The sequence below is a fragment of the Marinobacter flavimaris genome (assembly GCF_045057155.1).
GTDB lineage: Bacteria > Pseudomonadota > Gammaproteobacteria > Pseudomonadales > Oleiphilaceae > Marinobacter > Marinobacter manganoxydans.
The window spans coordinates 3,981,740-4,000,956 of the sequence record NZ_CP171359.1 but is presented as its reverse complement, the minus strand read 5'-3'; the positions used below and the strand labels follow the sequence as shown (position 1 = coordinate 4,000,956).

Here is a 19,217-nt window from a genome sequence, read left to right as displayed (position 1 = left end):
GAATAATAAAGAGAGAGGTAAACGACATGTTAAGGAAGAAGACCAACGGGGTAGCGAAAGGCTCCCGTGCAGGCTCTTTGCTTTCTTCTCTCGCTGCCAAGACTCTGGACCGTCGTCAGTTCCTGACAACGTCTGGCGTGGCAGTGGGTGGTCTGGCCGCACTGTCGCTGTCATCGGGACGGGTTGAAGCTGCGGCCCCAACGACCGGGGGTGGCGAAGTCGTCGTCAAAAAATCCGTTTGTACGCACTGTTCGGTAGGCTGCACGGTCGAGGCTGAAGTGCAGAATGGAACATGGATCGGGCAGGAGCCTGGTTGGGACAGCCCCTTCAATCTTGGCGCGCACTGTGCCAAAGGGGCTTCTGTACGGGAGAGTGCCCATGGCGAACGTCGTCTCAAGTCGCCCATGAAGATGGTCAACGGCCAGTGGCAGAAAATCTCCTGGGATACCGCCATCAACGAAATCGGCGACAAGATGCTCGAAATTCGTGAGCAAAGCGGTCCCGATTCGGTCTACTGGCTGGGCAGCGCAAAGTTCAACAACGAGCAGGCCTACCTGTTCCGTAAGTTTGCGGCCTACTGGGGCACCAACAACGTGGACCACCAGGCTCGTATCTGCCACTCCACCACCGTCGCCGGCGTAGCCAATACCTGGGGCTACGGCGCAATGACCAATTCCTACAACGACATCCACAACTCCAAAGCCATCTTCATCATCGGGGGTAACCCTGCCGAAGCGCACCCGGTCTCGCTGTTACATGTGCTTAAGGCGAAGGAAGAGAATAACGCACCTCTCATCGTCTGCGATCCGCGTTTCACACGCACTGCCGCGCACGCCGATGAGTTCGTCCGTTTTCGTCCGGGCTCCGACGTTGCGCTGGTCTGGGGCATACTTTGGCACATTTTCGAAAACGGTTGGGAAGACAAAGAGTTCATCCGCACCCGGGTGTGGGGCATGGATGAGATTCGTGAGGAAGTAAAACGCTGGAATCCGGAAGAAGTCGAGCGTGTAACCGGCGCTCCGGGCGCTCAACTCGAGCGTGTGGCCCGCACTCTGGTCAACAACCGCCCGGGTACCGTTATTTGGTGCATGGGTGGTACCCAGCACACCAATGGTAACAACAACACCCGGGCCTACTGCATTCTCCAACTGGCACTGGGCAACATGGGCGTTGCTGGCGGTGGCACCAACATCTTCCGGGGGCACGACAACGTTCAGGGTGCTACCGACTTGGGCGTGCTCGCCGACACTCTGCCCGGCTATTATGGTCTGTCCGCTGGCGCCTGGGCCCACTGGTCAAGAGTCTGGGAAGAGGATCTGGACTACCTGAAAGGCCGCTTTGCCGTGTGGGACAAGAACGGCAAATCCAAAGCCATGATGAACGAGAAAGGCATTCCGGTATCCCGATGGATTGACGGTGTCCTGGAAGCCAAAGAAAACCTGGAGCAGCCAGACAACACCCGGGCCATGGTGCTGTGGGGCCACGCGCCCAACTCCCAGACCCGTATGACGGAAATGAAGGAAGCGATGGAAAAGCTCGACCTGTTGGTTGTAGTGGATCCCTTCCCGACCGTTTCTGCCGTACTCCACGATCGCAAAGAGGGTGCCTACCTGCTGCCCACGACCACCCAGTTCGAAACCTACGGCTCGGTAACCGCGTCGAACCGTTCTCTGCAGTGGCGAGAAAAAGTAGTAGAGCCGCTGTTCGACTCCAAGGTCGATCATGAAATCATGAAGCTGTTTGCGGACAAGTTCGGCTTCACCGATCGCATGTTCCGCAACATTGCCATTGATGGAGACGAACCGTCGATTGAGGACATCACCCGCGAGTTCAACCGTGGCATGTGGACCATTGGCTACACCGGCCAGTCCCCTGAGCGCCTCAAGAAGCACATGAAATATCAGCACCACTTCGACAAGACTACGCTGCGTGCAGTCGGTGGACCTTGTGATGGTGATTTCTACGGCTTACCGTGGCCTTCATGGGGCACACCGGAGATGAACCATCCGGGCACTGCCAACCTGTACGACATGTCGTTGCCGGTTTCCGAAGGCGGCCTGACGTTCCGGGCCCGCTTCGGAGTCGAGCGTGATGGCGAAAGCCTGTTGGCAGATGGCGTCTACTCGAAGAACTCCGAGATCAAGGACGGCTACCCGGAATTCACCATGCAGATGCTAATGGATCTGGGCTGGGATGGCGATCTGACGGCTGAGGAGCGGGCCAGTATTGAAGCCGTGGCCGGCCCGGAAACCAACTGGAAGACAGACCTGTCTGGCGGCATTCAACGTGTGGCAATCAAGCACGAGTGCGCACCTTTCGGTAATGCCAAGGCCCGCACCGTGGTCTGGAACTTCCCGGATCCGATACCGCTGCATCGCGAACCGCTATATACCAACCGTCGTGATTTGGTTAAGGATTACCCGACATACGAAGACAAGACTTTCTGGCGGGTGCCTACCCTGTACGAGTCCATTCAGAAGAACGACTTCAGCAAGGAGTTCCCGATCATCCTTACCTCCGGCCGTCTGGTCGAATATGAGGGTGGTGGTGATGAGACTCGCTCAAACCCCTGGCTGGCTGAATTGCAACAGGAAATGTTCATCGAGGTTAACCCACGCGATGCCAACAACCTGAACATCCGTGACGGCAATGATGTCTGGGTTTCCGGCCCCGAAGGCGCGCGGATCAAGGTCAAGGCCATGGTGACCGAACGTGTCGGAGAGGGGGTGGCCTTCATGCCATTCCACTTTGGCGGGCACTATCAAGGCAAGGACCTGAGGGACAAGTATCCCAAGGGCGCAGACCCCATCGTTCTGGGCGAATCCACCAACACGGTTCAAACATACGGGTATGACTCGGTCACGCAGATGCAAGAGACCAAAGCCACCCTGTGTTCGATTATGCCGGCATAACAAGAGGTGTAAATCATGGCACTTGAGGGAAAAGCACGCGCAAAATTCCTGGTCGATGCCGAACGCTGCATCGAATGTAATGCTTGCGTAACGGCCTGTAAGAATGAGAATGAAGTCCCCTGGGGTATCAACCGCCGGCGCGTGGTGACCATCGGAGATGGTAAGCCTGGCGAACGCTCGATCTCGGTAGCTTGCATGCACTGTTCAGACGCGCCTTGTATGGCCGTTTGCCCTGTGGATGTCTTCTACCAGACCGAAGACGGTATCGTGTTGCACTCCAAGGATCTGTGTATTGGTTGTGGGTATTGTTTTTATGCCTGCCCCTTCGGTGCGCCTCAGTTCCCCCAGGCGGGCAACTTTGGCAGCCGGGGCAAGATGGACAAATGCACGTTCTGTGCAGGCGGCCCTGAAGAAGACAATTCAACAGCTGAGTTCACCAAGTACGGCCGCAACCGCATTGCCGAGGGCAAGCTGCCAATCTGTGCCGAAATGTGCTCGACCAAAGCGCTGCTGGCCGGTGATGGCAGCGAGGTGGCAGACATCTATCGCCAGCGTGTGGTGAGCCGTGGTTTCGGTTCCGGCGCCTGGGGATGGGGCACGGCCTATGGGAAGAAGGTCCCTTAAGCCCGCCATGAGTTTCGGGGCCCCCCGGGCCCCGCAAAACTCATGGCGGCAACGAACTCTTCTTCTTGATTCTTTTGGGGTGCTCGCATGAAGCGTAAGTTGTTAGGTGCTGTCGTCCTTGCACTGGCGACACTGGTGTTTAATCCTGTCTGGGCGCAAGAGGCCCCCGCGGTTGATCGCACGTCTACCGGGGGTGCTCAAACCCTGGAAGACATCCTGGCTCGTCAAAAACAGTTGGAAATTGACGAGTCTTTTCGCTCGGAAAACCTGGGTAATCCTGCCAATGCGGCACCGATCAGTGGTCGACTCGGCACCCTGGGAGGGCGCTCGGATTCCGACATCTATCGTGCCATTCGATACAACAAGATTGACCCCAGTACCCAGGCCCGGGGGCCTGCCGCTGACGTCCTGATCCAGGACGGAGGCATACCCTGGTACAAGTTACGAGAGGGGCCGGTCATCACTTACGGTGGCAGTGCAATCCTGGCTATCATTGCGCTACTGGCAGTGTTCTATTTTGTGCGCGGAAGAATCAAAATCACAGGCGGCCCTGCGGGCACCACGGTTGAACGATTCAAAGCCATCGAACGATTTGGTCACTGGCTGTTGGCGGGCTCGTTTGTCGCATTAGCTATAACGGGGTTAATCACCTTGATGGGTCGCAGTTTCCTCATTCCGGTTATGGGGCCCGAGGCCTTTGCCACTCTGGCTGCCGGCTCCAAATGGCTTCACAACAACATTGCGTGGGCCTTTATGTTGGGGCTGGTGATGACCTTCTTCATGTGGGTGGCGCACAACATCCCCAACAAGCTCGATTGGCAGTGGCTCAAAGTGGGCGGCGGCATCTTCACCAACGCCCATCCGTCAGCGAGGAAGTTCAACGCCGGTCAGAAAATTGTTTTCTGGACCGTGATGTTGCTGGGTTTTTCAGTCTCGTTGTCGGGCCTGTCATTGTTGTTTCCGTTTGAAATTCCAATGTTTGCCAAGACGTTTGGCGTCGTGAACACTGTTTTGGGAACGGATTTGCCGACAGTGCTGACGCCGCACGAAGAGATGCAGTATGCCAACATCTGGCACTCTATCGTGGCGTTTGTGATGATGCTGGCCATCATTGCCCACATCTACATCGGCTCGGTCGGCATGGAAGGTGCCTTCGACGCTATGGGTAACGGCCAGGTTGATCTCGAATGGGCTCGTCAACACCACGATCTGTGGGTCGCTGAGGTTGAAGCCAAACAAGGCAAAGGAGGTTCGTCGTGAAGGTAATGATTTCGGCTTTTATCGCGGCCCTGCTCATTGCCACGGCTGCACCAATGGTGCTGAACCAATTTGGCTGGTCGTCGGCGGAACAAACCAGCGCAGAGAGCGTTCGCCTTGACTGATCAGTCCGAGGTATACCAGATCGACGCCGTCGGTCTGGTATGTCCTCTCCCCATCCTGCGCTTCAAAAAACGGACCAAAGACCTGCCCGGCGGAACACTGGTCGATTTCCTGGCGGATGACCCCACCGGCCGAAAGGACCTTCAGGCCCTCTGTGATATCACCGGCCACCGGATTGAATGGACCAGAGAAGAAGAAGCTGGCGTCACTCGTTACCGCATTTCCCTGGCATAAAACGGCATCGAAATCGTCAATCTTTTCCTACACTTCACCACGCCCTCTTGGAAAATCAGGCGCCAACCCCCTATCTTAAATTAGGACTCCTAATAATTGGAATTCCGATGAGTTCAGACCCACTGTGGGAAATGATGATGCCTGAAAATGTCGAGGGACTGGCCCGGTCGATTCCTGGTGCTGCGGAAACCATGACCTTCTGGAGGCACGAGTGGCGGATCAAGTCAGCATCCGGTGTTGTGAAATGACTGAGTGGTACCGGCACTCCCAAACAGCGTGAAAACGGAGACATATGCTGGAATAGCGTGATCATTGATGTAACACGGGAACGTCAGATCCATAGCAAGCAAACCACCGTAAGCCTACCCTCATTTCTATTTAATACAGACTAAAAGGCCAAACAATGAGCGACAACAGTCGACCGGTAATTCTGACTGCCCGGCAAATAAGATTCCTGCAGGACCTGATCCTCGAAAAGCAGTACCAGCTTGCCGCTCAGCAGTCAGAGAATCAGCAGAGCACTGATTACAGTCAACTCAGCGAGCAGATGAGCCACACAACAGATCTGCTGATGCAGCTGACCGACGCATTGCCGGAAGATTGCGCAATTCCCCTCCAGGAAACTCCGGAAATCCCGGCGAGCACCTGCCCCTAGTGACCACCTCGTGGATGCTTGCGGGCTTCCAGGTTACCCAGCGACATTTTCACGTCTCGATCCGAAAGTTCTGGAAGATCGTCAAAATTCGAAACTCGCGGAAATTTCGAATCGATCACAGTCGCCAGCGTATCGTCGATGCACAGGGTGTCTGCCACGGCCTGATGACAACCGGGCATCAGGATTGCCCTGATCTCGCCGATTTCTCTTGTTCCCGTCTCAACGTCTCCGGAGCGACTGGCGCTGATCACGGTGAGCTTTTCGGCCCAATCCACAGCGCGGCCATCAACAGGTTTCGCCTCAATCCGCTCACAGGCTGTCAGGGTTGCTTCAAGCAACGTTCGGAAGTTAGCTGATTCAGCCAGCCGCTCGGCCTTTTCGCGAGCACTGCGATCTTCGTCAGGCACCAATAGTATGTAGGGCGTATTATCAACAAAGACACCCCAGTAGTCGGCCGCAATGGCTTCGGGTTTCGGGTAATAAACCCCAGCGGTCAGGGTCGAATGCTTTTTCCTTCTAGCCAGGAAGGCGCCTTTTTTTTCACAATCCAATTCTTTGCCTCGGTCTTTTCCGGTTTTCACTTCTTGCACGGGTCGTCCAGCAATGGCCATTGAACGATAGGCTCGAGCCCCATCGGTGGATCATTTCGTGGACGCAGAAATATGGTGATTGCAAGAAGGTTTTACAAATCCGCAGCCAGGCCTGTGCCTGCCGAGCGACATTTCCGCTCTTTTGGCAGCACATATGCGTCGTAATCTCTGGAATGATTCACGAATGACGCAATAATGATTAAGGAAGCATCGATCCCGGCCGATATAAAAAAAGATCGCAGTAATTTGCGTGCTCCAATAGTCCGTAAAGCTTATAGATTCTGGGGAATCAGCATGTCTATCAGAAAACTGTTCATCGTCTCGATTGCCGCTGTTCTGCTGGTCATCGCAATACTCGCAAGCGTTGTGATCGCTTTAAACACGCAGAAAACGATCACGGCAGATGTCGCTGAAAGGCAGAGTGATCTTGTCGAGGAGATCACCGGAATGCTCTCCATCACCGACGAGCTCATGTCAAAACGGGTGAAGAATTCGCTGAATCTGCTCATTGAACGCGGCCAGCAACTCGGAGCCGCCAGGATCCAGGGAACCGAACCGGTCGCAGGCAAACCCGTTCCGGCACTGTTTCTCGGCGACACCATGATCAACAACAACTTTGACCTGGTGGATGGCATAACCGGGATCATGGACGGCACAGCCACTCTATTCGTCAGGGATGGACAGGACTTTGTCAGGGTTTCCACAAACGTAAAGAAAGACGATGGATCCCGTGCCATCGGCACCAAACTGAATATGGCGGGCGCGGCCGGGCAGGCCATTAGCCGGGGCGAAGCCTACTTCGGACAGGTCGATATTCTCGGCAATCCCTACCTCACCGCTTACAGCCCTATCCGTAACGCCTCAAACCAGATTATCGGCATCTGGTATGTGGGCTATTCAGCGGACCTTGAAGAACTTGAAGCGGACATCACCTCATCCAGCCTGCTGGAAAGAGGATTTCTCGCCCTGGTGGACGACAAGAATCGACTGCGCATGCACTCCAGCTCCATTGAGTCCGATCCACTGCAAAACCTGCTGGAATCTGAGCCGGAAGACTGGAACCTTGCACGTACTGCGTTCGATGCCTGGGGGTACCAGATTATCACCGGCTACTCGGAAGACGAAGTGGCAGCCATGGTTCGCAATCAGACCATCAAGACGGTCATGGCAATTCTGATCGGCGGACTGGTGCTGATCGGCTGCCTGAGTGCCCTGGCACAACTGGTTGTGGCTCGACCTCTCCAAAAAATGATCGATGCCATCAACGACATTGCCAGCGGCGAAGGCGACCTGACGGTGAGGTTCAATGCAACCGGCAAGAGCGAATTGGACGTCATGGCCCAAGGCTTCGATCGCTTGCTAGACCGGTTACAAACTACAATTTCAGAAACCAAAAGATCCTCGGAAAGCCTGCTTGAGGCCTCGTCGAGTCTAAGGGGCATAGCATCAGACTCCGCCACCGTCGTCTCGCAACAAACCGAGGAGACCGAGCAGGTTGCAACCGCCATGAATGAGATGACAGCAACCGCTCAAACTGTTGCCGAAAGCGCCTCCAGGGCTGAAAACATTGCCAAAGAGGCGGATGGTCTGGCCGAAAGTGGCCAATCGCTCATTGCCAAAACCACGGCGAAAATACAGAGCCAGCTCGACAACAACCAGAGCTCAGTGCAAACCAGTGCTTCGCTGAGAGCTGCATCGGATAACATCGGCAATATTCTTTCCGTCATAGAAAACATTTCGGAACAGACTAATCTCCTGGCGCTTAATGCAGCGATTGAGGCAGCGCGAGCCGGAGAACACGGCAGAGGTTTTGCGGTGGTGTCAGACGAAGTCAGAAACCTGGCCCGTCGGACCCAGGAGTCCATCAAAGAGATCCAGGACCAGATCAATCACCTGCAGGAAGGCGTTGCCGGTGTCACCGACGTTATTGAGGTGGGCAGTCAGCTAGCAACTGAAACCAACGACATGATCCGCGAAACCGGCAACGCGATCGAGGCACTGCGCGAGGGCGTTCGAACCATTCGGGACACCAACATTGAAATGGCAAGCGCCGCCGAGCAGCAGAGCCAGGTTTCTGAGGACATCAACCAGCGCCTTGAGCACATTCGGCAAATGGCTGGTAGCAGCCAGGAGAACGCCGCATCAACCAATGAGGCGGCAGAAACGTTGAAGCAACTAGCGGAAAAACTGAAGTCTCAATTGGACTCTTACAGGACCTGACCCAGTTTCCATACCCGGCAATCATTCTTAAATAACGAACGAATCGATCGGATATATATATTTTTGTTCACAGCAAAAGCCTCGGATACTACGCGTATTAAATACTCCTGATTCCGAGGCCCTCGCATGTTCGATGTTCAGGCGATCGAATCCTTGTTCTCACTGCTGGTACCGCTGCTTTTCGGTGCCGGAGCAGTCGCGACCGGATTGGCAACCAACCAGAGCAACCTTCTCGCACGGTCATTGACCTTCAAGCTTGCCTTTGTATCGGCTTTGGCCGCCGCAATCGGAAGTTGGTGGTGGCCGGTCGATGGCGTCTGGTTCAGTCACGCGCCTCTGGCCTCAATCATGTTGCTGCTTATCACTTTGCTGGGAATGGTGCTGGGACGCTTCTCGGAGAGGTATCTTGCGGGGGATCCCGGCCAGCGCCGATTTATGATCTGGCTTCAGGTGATCCTCGCCAGCGTTGCCATGATCGCCATCACCAATCATTTGCTGGTGTTCCTCGTCAGTTGGATTGCCATCAGCGTAAGCCTGCACCAGTTGCTGATGTTCTTTCCTGATCGCCCGCGCGCCGCCCTGGCCGCGCACAAAAAATTCATCTTTGCGCGAATTGCGGAGTTCTGCCTGGCACTGGCGTTCCTTCTGCTTTATGTCCAGTACGACACGCCCTTTATTGATCGGATTCTGGTCCAGGTATCCGGTGCAACAGAGGTGCCCGCCGGCGCCCAGATCGCTGCGGTTTTGATGGCCGTGGCTGCTTTGCTCAAATGCGCACAGATGCCGTTCCACGGTTGGCTGATTCAGGTGGTGGAATCACCCACGCCGGTTTCTGCCCTGCTTCACGCTGGCGTTGTGAACCTTGGCGGTTTCCTGATGATTCTGATGGCACCGCTTATTTCAGAAGTAAGCGCCGCCCAGTGGCTGCTGCTTGCAGTGGCAGGGCCCACGGCGGTGTTTGCCAGCCTTGTTATGATGACCCGTATTTCCATCAAGGTAAGACTGGCCTGGTCAACCTGCTCCCAGATGGGCTGGATGCTGGTTGAGTGCGCTCTGGGGCTGTACGAGCTGGCACTCCTGCATCTGGTTGCCCATTCTGCTTACAAGGCCCACACCTTCCTGAACGCCGGCAACACCGTTGAGTTGTCGATGAAAAAACGCCTGGTTACCGTCAATGAGCCCGGGGCAAAACAGTGGCTGGCCGCTGCCGCCCTGGCCGGCCTGTTCATGCTGCCGACTGTTTTTCTGTCCAATGAGACCAGCACAGCACACATGTTTTCATGGCTTGTCCCGGGCATCGCCCTGACGATTCTGCTCTCAGAATTCCTGTCGGCCGGGGGCGGCGTTGTAACGGTCGGGCGTGGCCTGATTATCGGCGCCGCCTTCTGGGCATTGTACTGGCTTCAGAAAACCTTCTTCGGCATGGTGCTCGCCCCACCGGAGAGCCAGGCAAGCCTGCTGGAAGTGGTTTTTGTCGCGGCCCTTATCGCAATCCTGGTACGCGGCTACTACCAGATTCGCTACCACCGTTTCTCACCCGCAGGCGCCAGGCTTTACCGGTTCCTGTTCGCCGCGGGCTACCTCGATGAGTGGTCCACCCGTCTGACCCTGAAAATATGGCCTGCCAAACTGCCTGATGTCGTGCGGCCGCGAGCCGTGGTCAGCGTGTCTTCAACCTCTGGTTCCAGGGAGTCCGCATAATGTTAGCGTCGAACCTTAATGCCACCACCGAAGCAACCACTCATACACCAGATTGGCAGGCGGCCGTCACCGATGCCTGCGCGCGAATCGCGCCCTCCTGGCCATTGGATCAGATGATCGCCGTGAACCCGTTCTGGGAAATGCGGGACCTGCCATTCACCAGGGTCGCTTCGCGCATGGCGGCACTCAATGGCACCTGCTGCCAGAATCAGGCCGCGCTTGCCGGGCAGGGCAACGGCCCGGCAGCCGCGGAGACCGCCAGCATGCCCGAACACTGGCAGAACCTGAGCGCCCAGCTGGATCGCAATCGCGACACCGCCCATCAGGTAGGCTGGCAGGATGAAGTTGTGCATCAGATAAGCCAGTTCTGCGGCGACTATTTCCAGCGTCTGGATGCCGGTGATTTCAAGGCGGATGCCCAGGACCTTTACCATAGCTGGCTGCAAATGACCCGGGCTGACCGCGGCATTGCCATTGTTATGGGAGAACCATCCCTGCCCTCCCAGTTTCAGGTGTTGCCGGATCAGCATGAAAAACTGATTACCGATGCCCTCGAAGCCCTGGCATCCCAACCGGACTATGCGCCAGATTATGCCCATGCGCTCCTCCTGGATATCAACGGCTGGTCATCCTGGGCCGCCTACTTGCGGTGGCAAGCGCGACTCAGTGGCCACGAGGAAGACCTGCTGCCGGGTCTACTGGCCATCCGACTGGCCTGGGAGCTCGCCATATGGCGGCACGTCCAACACGTTGGCGGGGCCATCTTTGCCGAACTGAAACAACGCTGGCTCAAACAGTGGGATGGCTGGCCAGAGATGCTCCAGACCCACGAGCAATCTCAAACCACAGGTTGGCGCCAGCAAACAGAGGCTGAGTCGGCCTACCAGTCACAGATGGCTGAAAAGCTTCTTACCAGGCCTGAAAATCCCTCGTCGGACGATCAGCCGCTGAAGTTACAGGCGGCCTTCTGCATCGATGTTCGGTCGGAGGTCTATCGTCGTGCGCTGGAAGCCCAGAATCCAGCTATCCAGACCCTCGGGTTTGCCGGCTTCTTCGGCCTCCCGATCTCGTATCGACCCAAGGGCACCGGGTTTTGCCGGCCGCAATTGCCGGGCTTGCTGGCGCCGGCGCTCGAGGTTACTGAGGCCGAACCTGCCGGCAGTTTCAGCCGGCAGTCATTAGCCAACCACTCCCACTGGTCACAGTTTTCCAACGCCGGCCCGGCGAGCTTCAGCTTTATCGAGAGCATGGGCCTGGCAGGTCTGGGACGCATGGTTCGCAAAACCTTTTTTGGCAAGTCCTCGGATAACCCGGTCGATCAACTCCATAAGGGACAGACCGAGTTCGAGATCCGCCAGAACGGGACCCTGCTGGGCGCTGCGGAGAAAGCGGAGTTGGCCGGGGGTATTCTCCGGGCCATGACCCTGACTCATGATTTTGCGCCCACCGTTCTCCTTGTTGGGCACGGCAGTAGTACGCGTAACAATCCCCATGCAGCGGGCCTCGACTGCGGCGCCTGCGGCGGACAGACCGGTTCGGTAAATGTTCGCGTACTTGCCGGCATCCTGAACGACAAGGACGTGCGTGCGGCCCTGGCTGAGCAGGGGATTTTGATCCCCTCCGAAACCCGGTTCGTGGGGGCACTGCATAACACAACCACCGACGAGGTCGAGTGCTCAGGTGATGTTCCCGACGAGATCCGGGGTTTCCTGGCCAATGCCGGCGCCCAGGCACGTCGTGAACGCGCCCTGCGGCTTGGTATCGCAAACGAGAGCGATGTTGACAGCGCCATCAAAAAGCGCAGCCAGGACTGGTCCGAAGTTCGGCCGGAATGGGGTCTTGCCGGCAACGCAAGCTTTATCGTGGCGCCTCGTTCGGCCACGCGACACCTGGACCTGGGTGGCCGCAGTTTCCTCCACGACTATCGCTGGCGCGAGGATGAAGGCTTCAACATCCTCGAACTGATCATGACCGCGCCCATGGTGGTCACCCACTGGATCAACCTTCAGTACTTCATGTCTGTTACCGACAATCTGCATTACGGTAGCGGCAACAAGGTCCTGCACAACGTGGTTGGCGGCCACCTGGGGGTTTTCGAGGGCAACGGCGGCGATTTGCGAATCGGTTTGCCGCTGCAGTCAGTCCACGATGGTAAGCGCTGGGTTCACGAGCCCTTGCGCCTGAGCGTTTATCTGGCGGCACCCAAGGAAGCCATTGCCGAGATCGCGCAAAAACACAAAGTTGTGCAGGAGCTGATCGATAACGACTGGCTGTACCTGTTCCGGATCGACGATGAGCAGACCTCGATTGAGCGTTTCTACCGGAATGAGTGGCAAGCCATCGCCAGCCAGCCCAACCTGTAACCCCTGAGACCTTATGCCCGCAACCATCAAGTTAGACGCAACACAATCAGGCGACCTAGAGAAAGCCGCCAGCCTGCTTCTTGCCGGCCACCTTGTCGCTATACCCACCGAAACTGTGTACGGGCTTGCGGCCGATGCCAGCAACGATCAGGCGGTCCGGAAGGTATTCGAGGCGAAACAGCGCCCGGTCGGACACCCGCTGATCGTGCATGTGGCATCACCGGACCGGATCAGTATCTGGGTCGACCAGATCCCGGAGACTGCCAGGCAGCTGATCCAGGCATTCTGGCCCGGCCCGCTTACGCTGCTACTGCCGAAGAAAAGCGGCGTCAGCGATTTTATTACCGGCGGCAATCCGGGCGTGGCGGTCAGGATGCCGGCGCACCCGGCCACGCTGGCGACCATGCAACGGCTTGGCAGGGAGCTTGTCGCCCCGTCCGCCAATCCCTATGGCAGGATCAGCCCGACCACCGCAGAGCACGTACTCGCGGGACTGTCCGGGAAAATCAAGGCAGTTCTGGACGGCGGAGACTGTTCGGTAGGCATTGAATCCACCATTGTCGATCTGACCGGCGAAACCCCAGTCATCGCGCGACCGGGGCAGATCGGCCAGAGCGATATCGAAGCCTGCCTCGGAATCGCGCTCGCCTCAGGCAAAGCGGCCAGCCAGGCAGTGCCGGGGAGCGTAAAGCGCCACTACCAGCCGGTCACACCTACCGTTGGAGTGGCCACGGATCGGTTTGCCGGGCTTTTGCCCGAAGTTACACCAGCAGGCGAGAAGACTGGCGTTATCTGGTGGCAGTCTGCCCCGGGCGAGCTGGCATCCGAGTCCATTATGCTCAGCGCCGATCCGAACGAGTACGCTCGCATGCTTTATACCGCCATGCACGCTATGGACAAGGCGAACGTGGATCGGATCGTGATTGAGCTTCCCCCCCGGGAAAGCCAGTGGCTGGCCGTTCACGATCGGCTGGGACGGGCCTGTACCGAACAATTCACTTAATCCGGCACACCCTGGCACTCAGGGCAATAATACAGCCGCCGGCTGGCCATCATGGTTTTAACAAGAGGCGACGCGCAATCGTGGCAGCGTTCGCCATCGCGGTTAAACACCATGTGCCGGCGCTGCCCGAACGTCCATCCTTCCTGTTTGAGCCGCTCTGCACGGTCGGGCGGATTGGTGATGCCCTTTAATCGATAGGTTCGCTGAACCAGAGTCAGAATCGCCTCGGCCAATCTCGACTGCTGATCGGCGTCCAGATCACGAGGCCGTGCCCGCGGTGAAATCCCCGCCTCAAAGAGGATTTCCGAGCGAAGGTAATTACCGATTCCGGCAACGAAGGCCTGGTCTAGCAGCAAACCACCCAGGTTCCGGCCCCGGAACCGCTTGTCATCAAACACTGCCAACAGTTGATCGACGCTGACATCCTGATTGAGAGGGTCCGGCCCCAGGCGTGACAGATAAGGCACCTCGCTCAATTCATCGGGCCGAACCAGTTGGATGTCGGAGGCGCTGTATAACCGGGCCGCTTTCTTCGGACCGATAATGGCAAATCGCAGTTGCCGGTTTGTACTCGGTTCCCGATCGGGTTTACCCATGCGCCACTTGCCATACAGCTGGTTATGGCTGTAAACGCACCAAGGCCCGTCTTCATCTGTGGCCTCAAAAAACACCAACACGGCTTTGCTACGGGCCTCCACTCTCTCGACTCTGCGTCCCTGAAGGGCACGCTCGAAAGGCTTCAGGTGTTCAAAGGCAAAAAACACAGATTGCGCTGCCTTGCCGCCAACGGCCTTATGAATGTCATCGACCATGCGGCGTATTTCGGGACCTTCGGGCATACTCGTTTCCGCTCCTGACCGGTCTATCTGCAATACAGGTGAGCTTTACCCTACGTTGCATCCAGCAATTCGGAGTTGTCGGGTCAAAAAGTTTTCTCCGGATCCGGGTAAGCCCTTTACCCAACCTGCTCGTAGGTTTTGGTGTAGCTAAACCACGAGCAAGGTGAGTCATGAAAGACACCAAGCTGGCCCTGTTCATTGCAGCGATTCTGATTGTGTTGGCGGCGGCGACAAGGGAGGAACCGGCTGCCTCGGACAACCTGGCGAAGACCCAGGTTGTCCCTCTGGTATTTGCCGAAGCGCTGGGCGCTGATCAGTGGCCACCCTCGATGAAGGAGCGGTTTCTGGAAGACCCGGAGAACCAGATCAGAATGAGTCAGACTGACAAGACATTGAGGGATGGACGTGGCCCAGATGAGTGGTTGCCGGCTTCGGGTCAATGCGATTACATGGGCAGGTTCATGGCGGTGATGGAGCGTTACCGGCTCCATCACCGCGAGCCCCAATGGCGGGGCTGGCAAACCAAACGACAGCGCTGCTACACCCAGTTTCAGTAGACGCAGCCTGCCGCTCCTCAGCCAAGCGGCCTAGCGCTTGTTGTCAGGGCCAATCAGATCGGAAAGCCGCTCGCGCAGGCTGTCGATGTTGTCTTCACCGCTCTGTTTGAGTTCGTCCAGTTTTTTGCGGCCTTCCGAGATTTTATCTTCCACCGAGCGCACTGCATCGGAGGCGCTCTGCTGAATGTCAGCACTCGCCTTCTCGTTCTCGGCTTCAGCTTCTTTGGCTTTGGCCTTGGCTTTCAGGGAATCGGCTTGCTTTTCCCATTCTTCCAGCTGGGTTTCGGCCTTTTTGATCAATTCGTCTTTCAGTGACATAAATGCCTCCATTGCGCAAATAGCGAGCGATCGCCCATCCTCAAGAAATAAAAGTGGAAACGCAACCCGGACCCAACTGAATAGCTGCCTCAGTCCGATTTTGACGATTGATCCGAGCTATCGGACTCAGAACTGCCCTTGCGCTCGGGCTGCAATTCCTCTTCAACCCAGCGTCTCACCTGGTGTCGATCCTTCCGGCGCACCAGCTGCTCGCTGTGAATGTTCCGCGGGAAGATCTGGGGCCAACCCTCGTGGTTAAGAGAAAAGCTGCGCCGTACACCCACCGGATACTTCGTGGGCCCGTGGATCACGGCGGCCCGGATTTCAACGCCGGTGATGTCCTCGAACAGGTAATCGCTTTCGCTTTCTTCACTGCGACGTCCCAGGATGATGTTCCTGAACGAGCCCAGCACCAGATACCCACCGGGCTGTAACGGGCCCTGGCGCAGCACCTGATGCACGTTGGCATCATCCGCGCCGACACGGCGATAGTCGGTCACCGTCATGATTTTCTCTTCGCCCGCGCGGGTGTAGAGAACCACCTGCACACACTGCACGTGCACCGTTTCCTTGCCCATGTTCACCAGCAGACACAGGGCATCCGGGTTTTCGTTCTGGGCGTGATGAATAATAAGGTATGGGCGATTATTTCGTTTTTACTGCAGGAAAAACAGCTGGAAGTAGACAATCCAGACGATCGCCATGATTGCGCTGCTGACAGGCGCGATGTAATCCATTTATTAATTCCCTCCCGATTCCAACACTCCGAAAAGCCAGCTTGCTTTGAACCTTCCATACTCAACTGGATAACAGGATCCCAATCGGAGATAATAAACGCGATTATTTAACACCAGTGCCATTCGTTAGTCTCTGGTCATGACCATTTACAGCGTTATTCAATTAGTCATTTTTTCGGTTCTGTTGCTCAATACCGTGCACCTGATGCCAGCTTTTGGCCGCTGTCTGAAGGGTGCAGAATCGGCATTCCAGTCCGGGTATCTCTGCGCCATGCTCACCATGCGCCTGGCCCGCAACATTCTGGGCCTGATCCTGGTAACCGCCAGCACCGCGCCCAACCCGGAAATTCACGCCCTGGTGCCCAAGGGTATCCTGCTGTTCCTGGTTCTGGCACTCATTAACGCCGCCCTGACCCAGTACATGGAACGAATCCGGGTGGAAGAGGGCGCCCGTTTCTAGGCGCCTCGCTGTCAGGCGTAAAGCGACTCGATCACCTCGGTATATTTCTCGTAGATATTGCTCCGGCGGACTTTCATGGTCGCCGTTACCTCGTCATCGTCGTGGTCCAGTTCCTTCGTCAGCAAGTGGAAGCGTTTGATCTGCGCCACCTGTGGTAGCTGCTCGTTGCCCTTGTTTACTTCTGCCTGGATGAGGTCATTCACCTGCGGCTGCTCGGTCAGGCTCCGGAAGGTGGTGTAGGCAATGCGCTCCTGCTCTGCCCACTTTGCCACCGTATCGAAATCAATCTGGATCAGCGCAGACACATATTTTCTGGCCTCACCGATCACAATGCATTCCTTGATATAGGGACTGGCCTTGATGGTGTTTTCGATTTCCGTTGGTGAAAGATTCTTGCCGCCGGCGGTGATCATGATGTCTTTCAGACGGTCGACGATCTTTAGCTGGCCATCCCGCCATTCACCCACGTCACCGGTGTGCAGCCAGCCATCCTTCAAAGTTGAAGCCGTGGCCTCGTCGTTCTTGTAATATCCCTTGAACATGCTGCCACCGCGCATGATGATCTCGTTGTGCTCCCCAAGCGTTACCTCAACCCCGGACACAGCCACACCCACCGTTCCAAGGCGCACGTCATCAACGGGTTGTGCCGTGGCAACGCCGGTACTTTCCGTCTGGCCATATACCTCTACCAGGGGAATGCCGATGGTCCGGAAGAACTCCAGTATGCCGGTTGATATAGGGGCTGCCCCGGTGAGCGCAATGCTGCATCGGCGCAGGCCGATAAAATTCTGCAAGGCGCGCAACACAAGCCAGTAACTGATGCCATACAGGCATTTCTCCTTCAGGTTCCAGTCTGCGCGGGGTTTCGTGGCCATAGGCGAACACACCCGGATTGCCCATTTGAACAATGCCTGCCGCAAACGCCCGGTCTCCTGAATCTTGATGTAGATGGACGAGTGCAGTTTCTCCCATATCCTCGGCACCCCCAGGAAAAAGGTCGGCGCAATCTCCCGCAAATCCTCCTGAATGGTCCGCAGGCTCTCGCCGAAGCTGACCGTACTGCCCACATAGACCGGTGCAATGTTGGTAAAGGCCTGCTCTGCAACGTGGCAAAGCGGCAGATAGGAAAGGCTCGAGCCGTGTTCGTCCGCCTGCAACAGCTCAATAAGCCCCGGCGCCGCGGCATGAAGGTTGTGCCAGCTGATCATTGCCCCCTTGGGTCGGCCGGTGGACCCGGAGGTATAGATCATCAGGGCGGTGTCATCCATTTGCTGGCTGTCCAGCAATTCATCCACCAGGTTGGGATGCTGCGTTTCGAATTCCCGGCCCCTGGCCTCGATATCCTCGAATGCCGACGGCGGCTCCGGGTAATAGCGCAGGCCCTTCATATCAATGGCAATGCAGTGCTTCAGTTTGGGCAAATCTGGCCAGGCTTCCAGCACCTTGTCGGTCTGTTCCTGATCTTCGCAGATCGCAAATTCCGCGTCGCTGTGCTGCAGGACATAGGCCACCTCGTTCCAGGGACTGGTGGGATAGACCCCGACACAGATGCCCTGCACCAGGCCGATGCCCATCTGGCCGATGACCCACTCCACCCGGTTTTCCGAGATAATGGCCACGTGGCCACCCGGTTCGAGCCCCATGGCACGCAGCCCCAGCCCGAAGTGCCGGGCCCGCCGGTAATAATCCTGCCAGGAATAGGCCTGCCAGATACCGAAGTCCTTCTGGCGCAAAGCAAGGGCGTCCGGCCGCTCCCGGGCATGGGCCCGGAGCATCTGTGTCAGCGTGAGGTCAGGGATGGAAGGCGTTGTCATGACAGCCACCGTTTACGGCGTTTGTAGTGCTTGATGTCTCGATAACTGCGGGCCTCACCTTCCTTGCCACCCACACCCAGATAGAATTCCTGAACATCTTCATTGGCCGTGAGTTTGTCTGCCGGGCCGTCGATTACGATCTTGCCGTTTTCCATGATGTAACCGTAGGATGCAACCGCCAGTGACACCGCGGCATTCTGTTCCACCAGAAGAATGGCAGTCCCCTGTTCCCGGTTGATTCTGGCCACGATGGTAAAGATCTCTTCCACCAGCAGCGGCGCCAGACCGAGGGAGGGCTCATCCAGCATGATCAGGTCCGGCTGTGCAATCAGCGCCCGACCCAGGGCCAACATCTGCTGCTCGCCGCCGGAGAGGTAACCGGCCAACTGCTTGCGGCGCTCCTTCAGTCTCGGGAAATAGTTATAAACCAGCTCATAGCTGTCACTCAGGGACGGCTTACTGCCACTGAGCGCGTAGGTGGCGGCAATCAGGTTCTCCTCAACCGTGAGGTCCTCGAACACTCGTCGGCCTTCCATGACATGAAAGAGTCCGTCGCGCACAAGCCGCTCCGGCGGAACACCTTTTACATCCTTACTCCTGAAGCGTACTTCGCCGGCAGTGACCTCTCCGTCTTCCAGGGTCAGCAGCCCTGAGACGCTTTTGAGGGTGGTGGATTTACCAGCACCATTGGAGCCGAGGAGCGCTACAATGGCCCCCTTCGGAACCCGCAGTGACAGGCCCCGAAGGACCTGCACTGACTTGTTGTAGACTACCTCGATATTATCGATTTCCAGTAAGGCTTCCATACAG

Annotated in this window: 19 protein-coding genes; 13 read left to right on the top strand and 6 right to left on the bottom strand. The window is 56.9% G+C overall.

Annotation, left to right across the window (positions count from 1 at the left end; genetic code table 11):
• Positions 1-26 precede the first annotated feature (26 nt).
• The 7 genes from ACGK9W_RS18665 (at position 27) to ACGK9W_RS18635 (ending at position 5,805) form a co-directional block, all read left to right on the top strand.
• Complete coding sequence (locus ACGK9W_RS18665) at positions 27-2,912, top strand: formate dehydrogenase subunit alpha (protein ID WP_405418087.1); 2,886 nt, start codon at positions 27-29, stop codon at positions 2,910-2,912.
• Positions 2,913-2,927: 15 nt separating this feature from the next.
• The gene (gene fdh3B, locus ACGK9W_RS18660; RefSeq protein ID WP_008177277.1) at positions 2,928-3,536 is read left to right on the top strand and encodes a formate dehydrogenase FDH3 subunit beta; all 609 of its coding nucleotides are present in this window, start codon (positions 2,928-2,930) and stop codon (positions 3,534-3,536) included.
• Between the two features lie 87 nt (positions 3,537-3,623).
• Complete coding sequence (locus ACGK9W_RS18655) at positions 3,624-4,796, top strand: formate dehydrogenase subunit gamma (protein ID WP_008177275.1); 1,173 nt, start codon at positions 3,624-3,626, stop codon at positions 4,794-4,796.
• Positions 4,793-4,918, top strand: coding sequence for a hypothetical protein (locus tag ACGK9W_RS18650; protein WP_264752631.1), 126 nt, complete (start codon positions 4,793-4,795; stop codon positions 4,916-4,918). The genes ACGK9W_RS18655 and ACGK9W_RS18650 overlap by 4 nt, the downstream gene beginning before the upstream one ends.
• On the top strand, positions 4,911-5,150 hold the full coding sequence (locus tag ACGK9W_RS18645) for a sulfurtransferase TusA family protein (RefSeq protein WP_053113861.1): 240 nt from the start codon (positions 4,911-4,913) through the stop codon (positions 5,148-5,150). The genes ACGK9W_RS18650 and ACGK9W_RS18645 overlap by 8 nt, the downstream gene beginning before the upstream one ends.
• Positions 5,151-5,257: 107 nt before the next feature.
• A complete protein-coding gene (locus ACGK9W_RS18640) occupies positions 5,258-5,398 on the top strand; it encodes a hypothetical protein (protein WP_008177269.1) in 141 nt (46 codons plus the stop codon).
• Positions 5,399-5,553: 155 nt separating this feature from the next.
• Positions 5,554-5,805 carry a hypothetical protein gene (locus tag ACGK9W_RS18635; RefSeq protein WP_008177267.1) on the top strand — a complete coding sequence of 84 codons (252 nt, stop codon included), beginning with the start codon at positions 5,554-5,556 and terminating at the stop codon, positions 5,803-5,805.
• Here the strand turns inward: ACGK9W_RS18635 and ACGK9W_RS18630 are convergent.
• A complete protein-coding gene (locus ACGK9W_RS18630) occupies positions 5,802-6,356 on the bottom strand; it encodes a hypothetical protein (RefSeq protein ID WP_241956195.1) in 555 nt (184 codons plus the stop codon). The two genes, ACGK9W_RS18635 and ACGK9W_RS18630, sit on opposite strands and share 4 nt — an antisense overlap.
• 333 nt (positions 6,357-6,689) lie before the next feature.
• On the opposite strand from ACGK9W_RS18630, the gene ACGK9W_RS18625 reads away from it, so the two are divergent.
• The 4 genes from ACGK9W_RS18625 to ACGK9W_RS18610 all read left to right on the top strand — a co-directional run bounded on the left by ACGK9W_RS18625 (position 6,690) and on the right by ACGK9W_RS18610 (position 13,682).
• Positions 6,690-8,615: a methyl-accepting chemotaxis protein gene (locus tag ACGK9W_RS18625; RefSeq protein WP_405418081.1), complete on the top strand. Its 1,926-nt coding sequence runs from the start codon at positions 6,690-6,692 to the stop codon at positions 8,613-8,615.
• Between the two features lie 126 nt (positions 8,616-8,741).
• Positions 8,742-10,316, top strand: a complete 1,575-nt coding sequence (locus ACGK9W_RS18620) for an NADH-quinone oxidoreductase subunit L (protein ID WP_104270516.1) — start codon at positions 8,742-8,744, stop codon at positions 10,314-10,316.
• Positions 10,316-12,679: a YbcC family protein gene (locus ACGK9W_RS18615; protein WP_405418077.1), complete on the top strand. Its 2,364-nt coding sequence runs from the start codon at positions 10,316-10,318 to the stop codon at positions 12,677-12,679. Before ACGK9W_RS18620 ends, ACGK9W_RS18615 begins: the two co-directional genes overlap by 1 nt.
• A gap of 13 nt (positions 12,680-12,692) precedes the next feature.
• Entirely contained in the window at positions 12,693-13,682 is a 990-nt protein-coding gene (locus ACGK9W_RS18610; protein ID WP_273085285.1) for an L-threonylcarbamoyladenylate synthase, read from the top strand.
• Here the strand turns inward: ACGK9W_RS18610 and nei are convergent.
• Entirely contained in the window at positions 13,679-14,521 is an 843-nt protein-coding gene (gene nei / locus ACGK9W_RS18605; RefSeq protein WP_405418074.1) for an endonuclease VIII, read from the bottom strand. The genes ACGK9W_RS18610 and nei overlap by 4 nt on opposite strands.
• Before the next feature lie 170 nt (positions 14,522-14,691).
• Here nei and ACGK9W_RS18600 point away from each other — a divergent pair, with 170 nt between their 5' ends.
• Positions 14,692-15,078 (top strand): hypothetical protein, encoded by a 387-nt coding sequence (locus ACGK9W_RS18600; protein WP_405418071.1) that lies wholly within the window; start codon positions 14,692-14,694, stop codon positions 15,076-15,078.
• A gap of 30 nt (positions 15,079-15,108) precedes the next feature.
• Here ACGK9W_RS18600 and ACGK9W_RS18595 read toward each other — a convergent pair whose 3' ends face one another.
• Complete coding sequence (locus ACGK9W_RS18595; protein WP_175497368.1) at positions 15,109-15,396, bottom strand: hypothetical protein; 288 nt, start codon at positions 15,394-15,396, stop codon at positions 15,109-15,111.
• Between the two features lie 89 nt (positions 15,397-15,485).
• Positions 15,486-15,974: a hypothetical protein gene (locus tag ACGK9W_RS18590; RefSeq protein ID WP_254775439.1), complete on the bottom strand. Its 489-nt coding sequence runs from the start codon at positions 15,972-15,974 to the stop codon at positions 15,486-15,488.
• Between the two features lie 298 nt (positions 15,975-16,272).
• Here ACGK9W_RS18590 and ACGK9W_RS18585 point away from each other — a divergent pair, with 298 nt between their 5' ends.
• A complete protein-coding gene (locus tag ACGK9W_RS18585) occupies positions 16,273-16,593 on the top strand; it encodes a hypothetical protein (protein WP_008177254.1) in 321 nt (106 codons plus the stop codon).
• Positions 16,594-16,604: 11 nt separating this feature from the next.
• Here the strand turns inward: ACGK9W_RS18585 and ACGK9W_RS18580 are convergent, their stop codons facing one another.
• Both ACGK9W_RS18580 and ACGK9W_RS18575 read right to left on the bottom strand, forming a co-directional pair.
• On the bottom strand, positions 16,605-18,407 hold the full coding sequence (locus ACGK9W_RS18580) for an AMP-dependent synthetase/ligase (RefSeq protein WP_405418066.1): 1,803 nt from the start codon (positions 18,405-18,407) through the stop codon (positions 16,605-16,607).
• On the bottom strand, positions 18,404-19,213 hold the full coding sequence (locus ACGK9W_RS18575) for an ABC transporter ATP-binding protein (protein ID WP_008177252.1): 810 nt from the start codon (positions 19,211-19,213) through the stop codon (positions 18,404-18,406). The genes ACGK9W_RS18580 and ACGK9W_RS18575 overlap by 4 nt, the downstream gene beginning before the upstream one ends.
• Positions 19,214-19,217 lie beyond the last annotated feature (4 nt).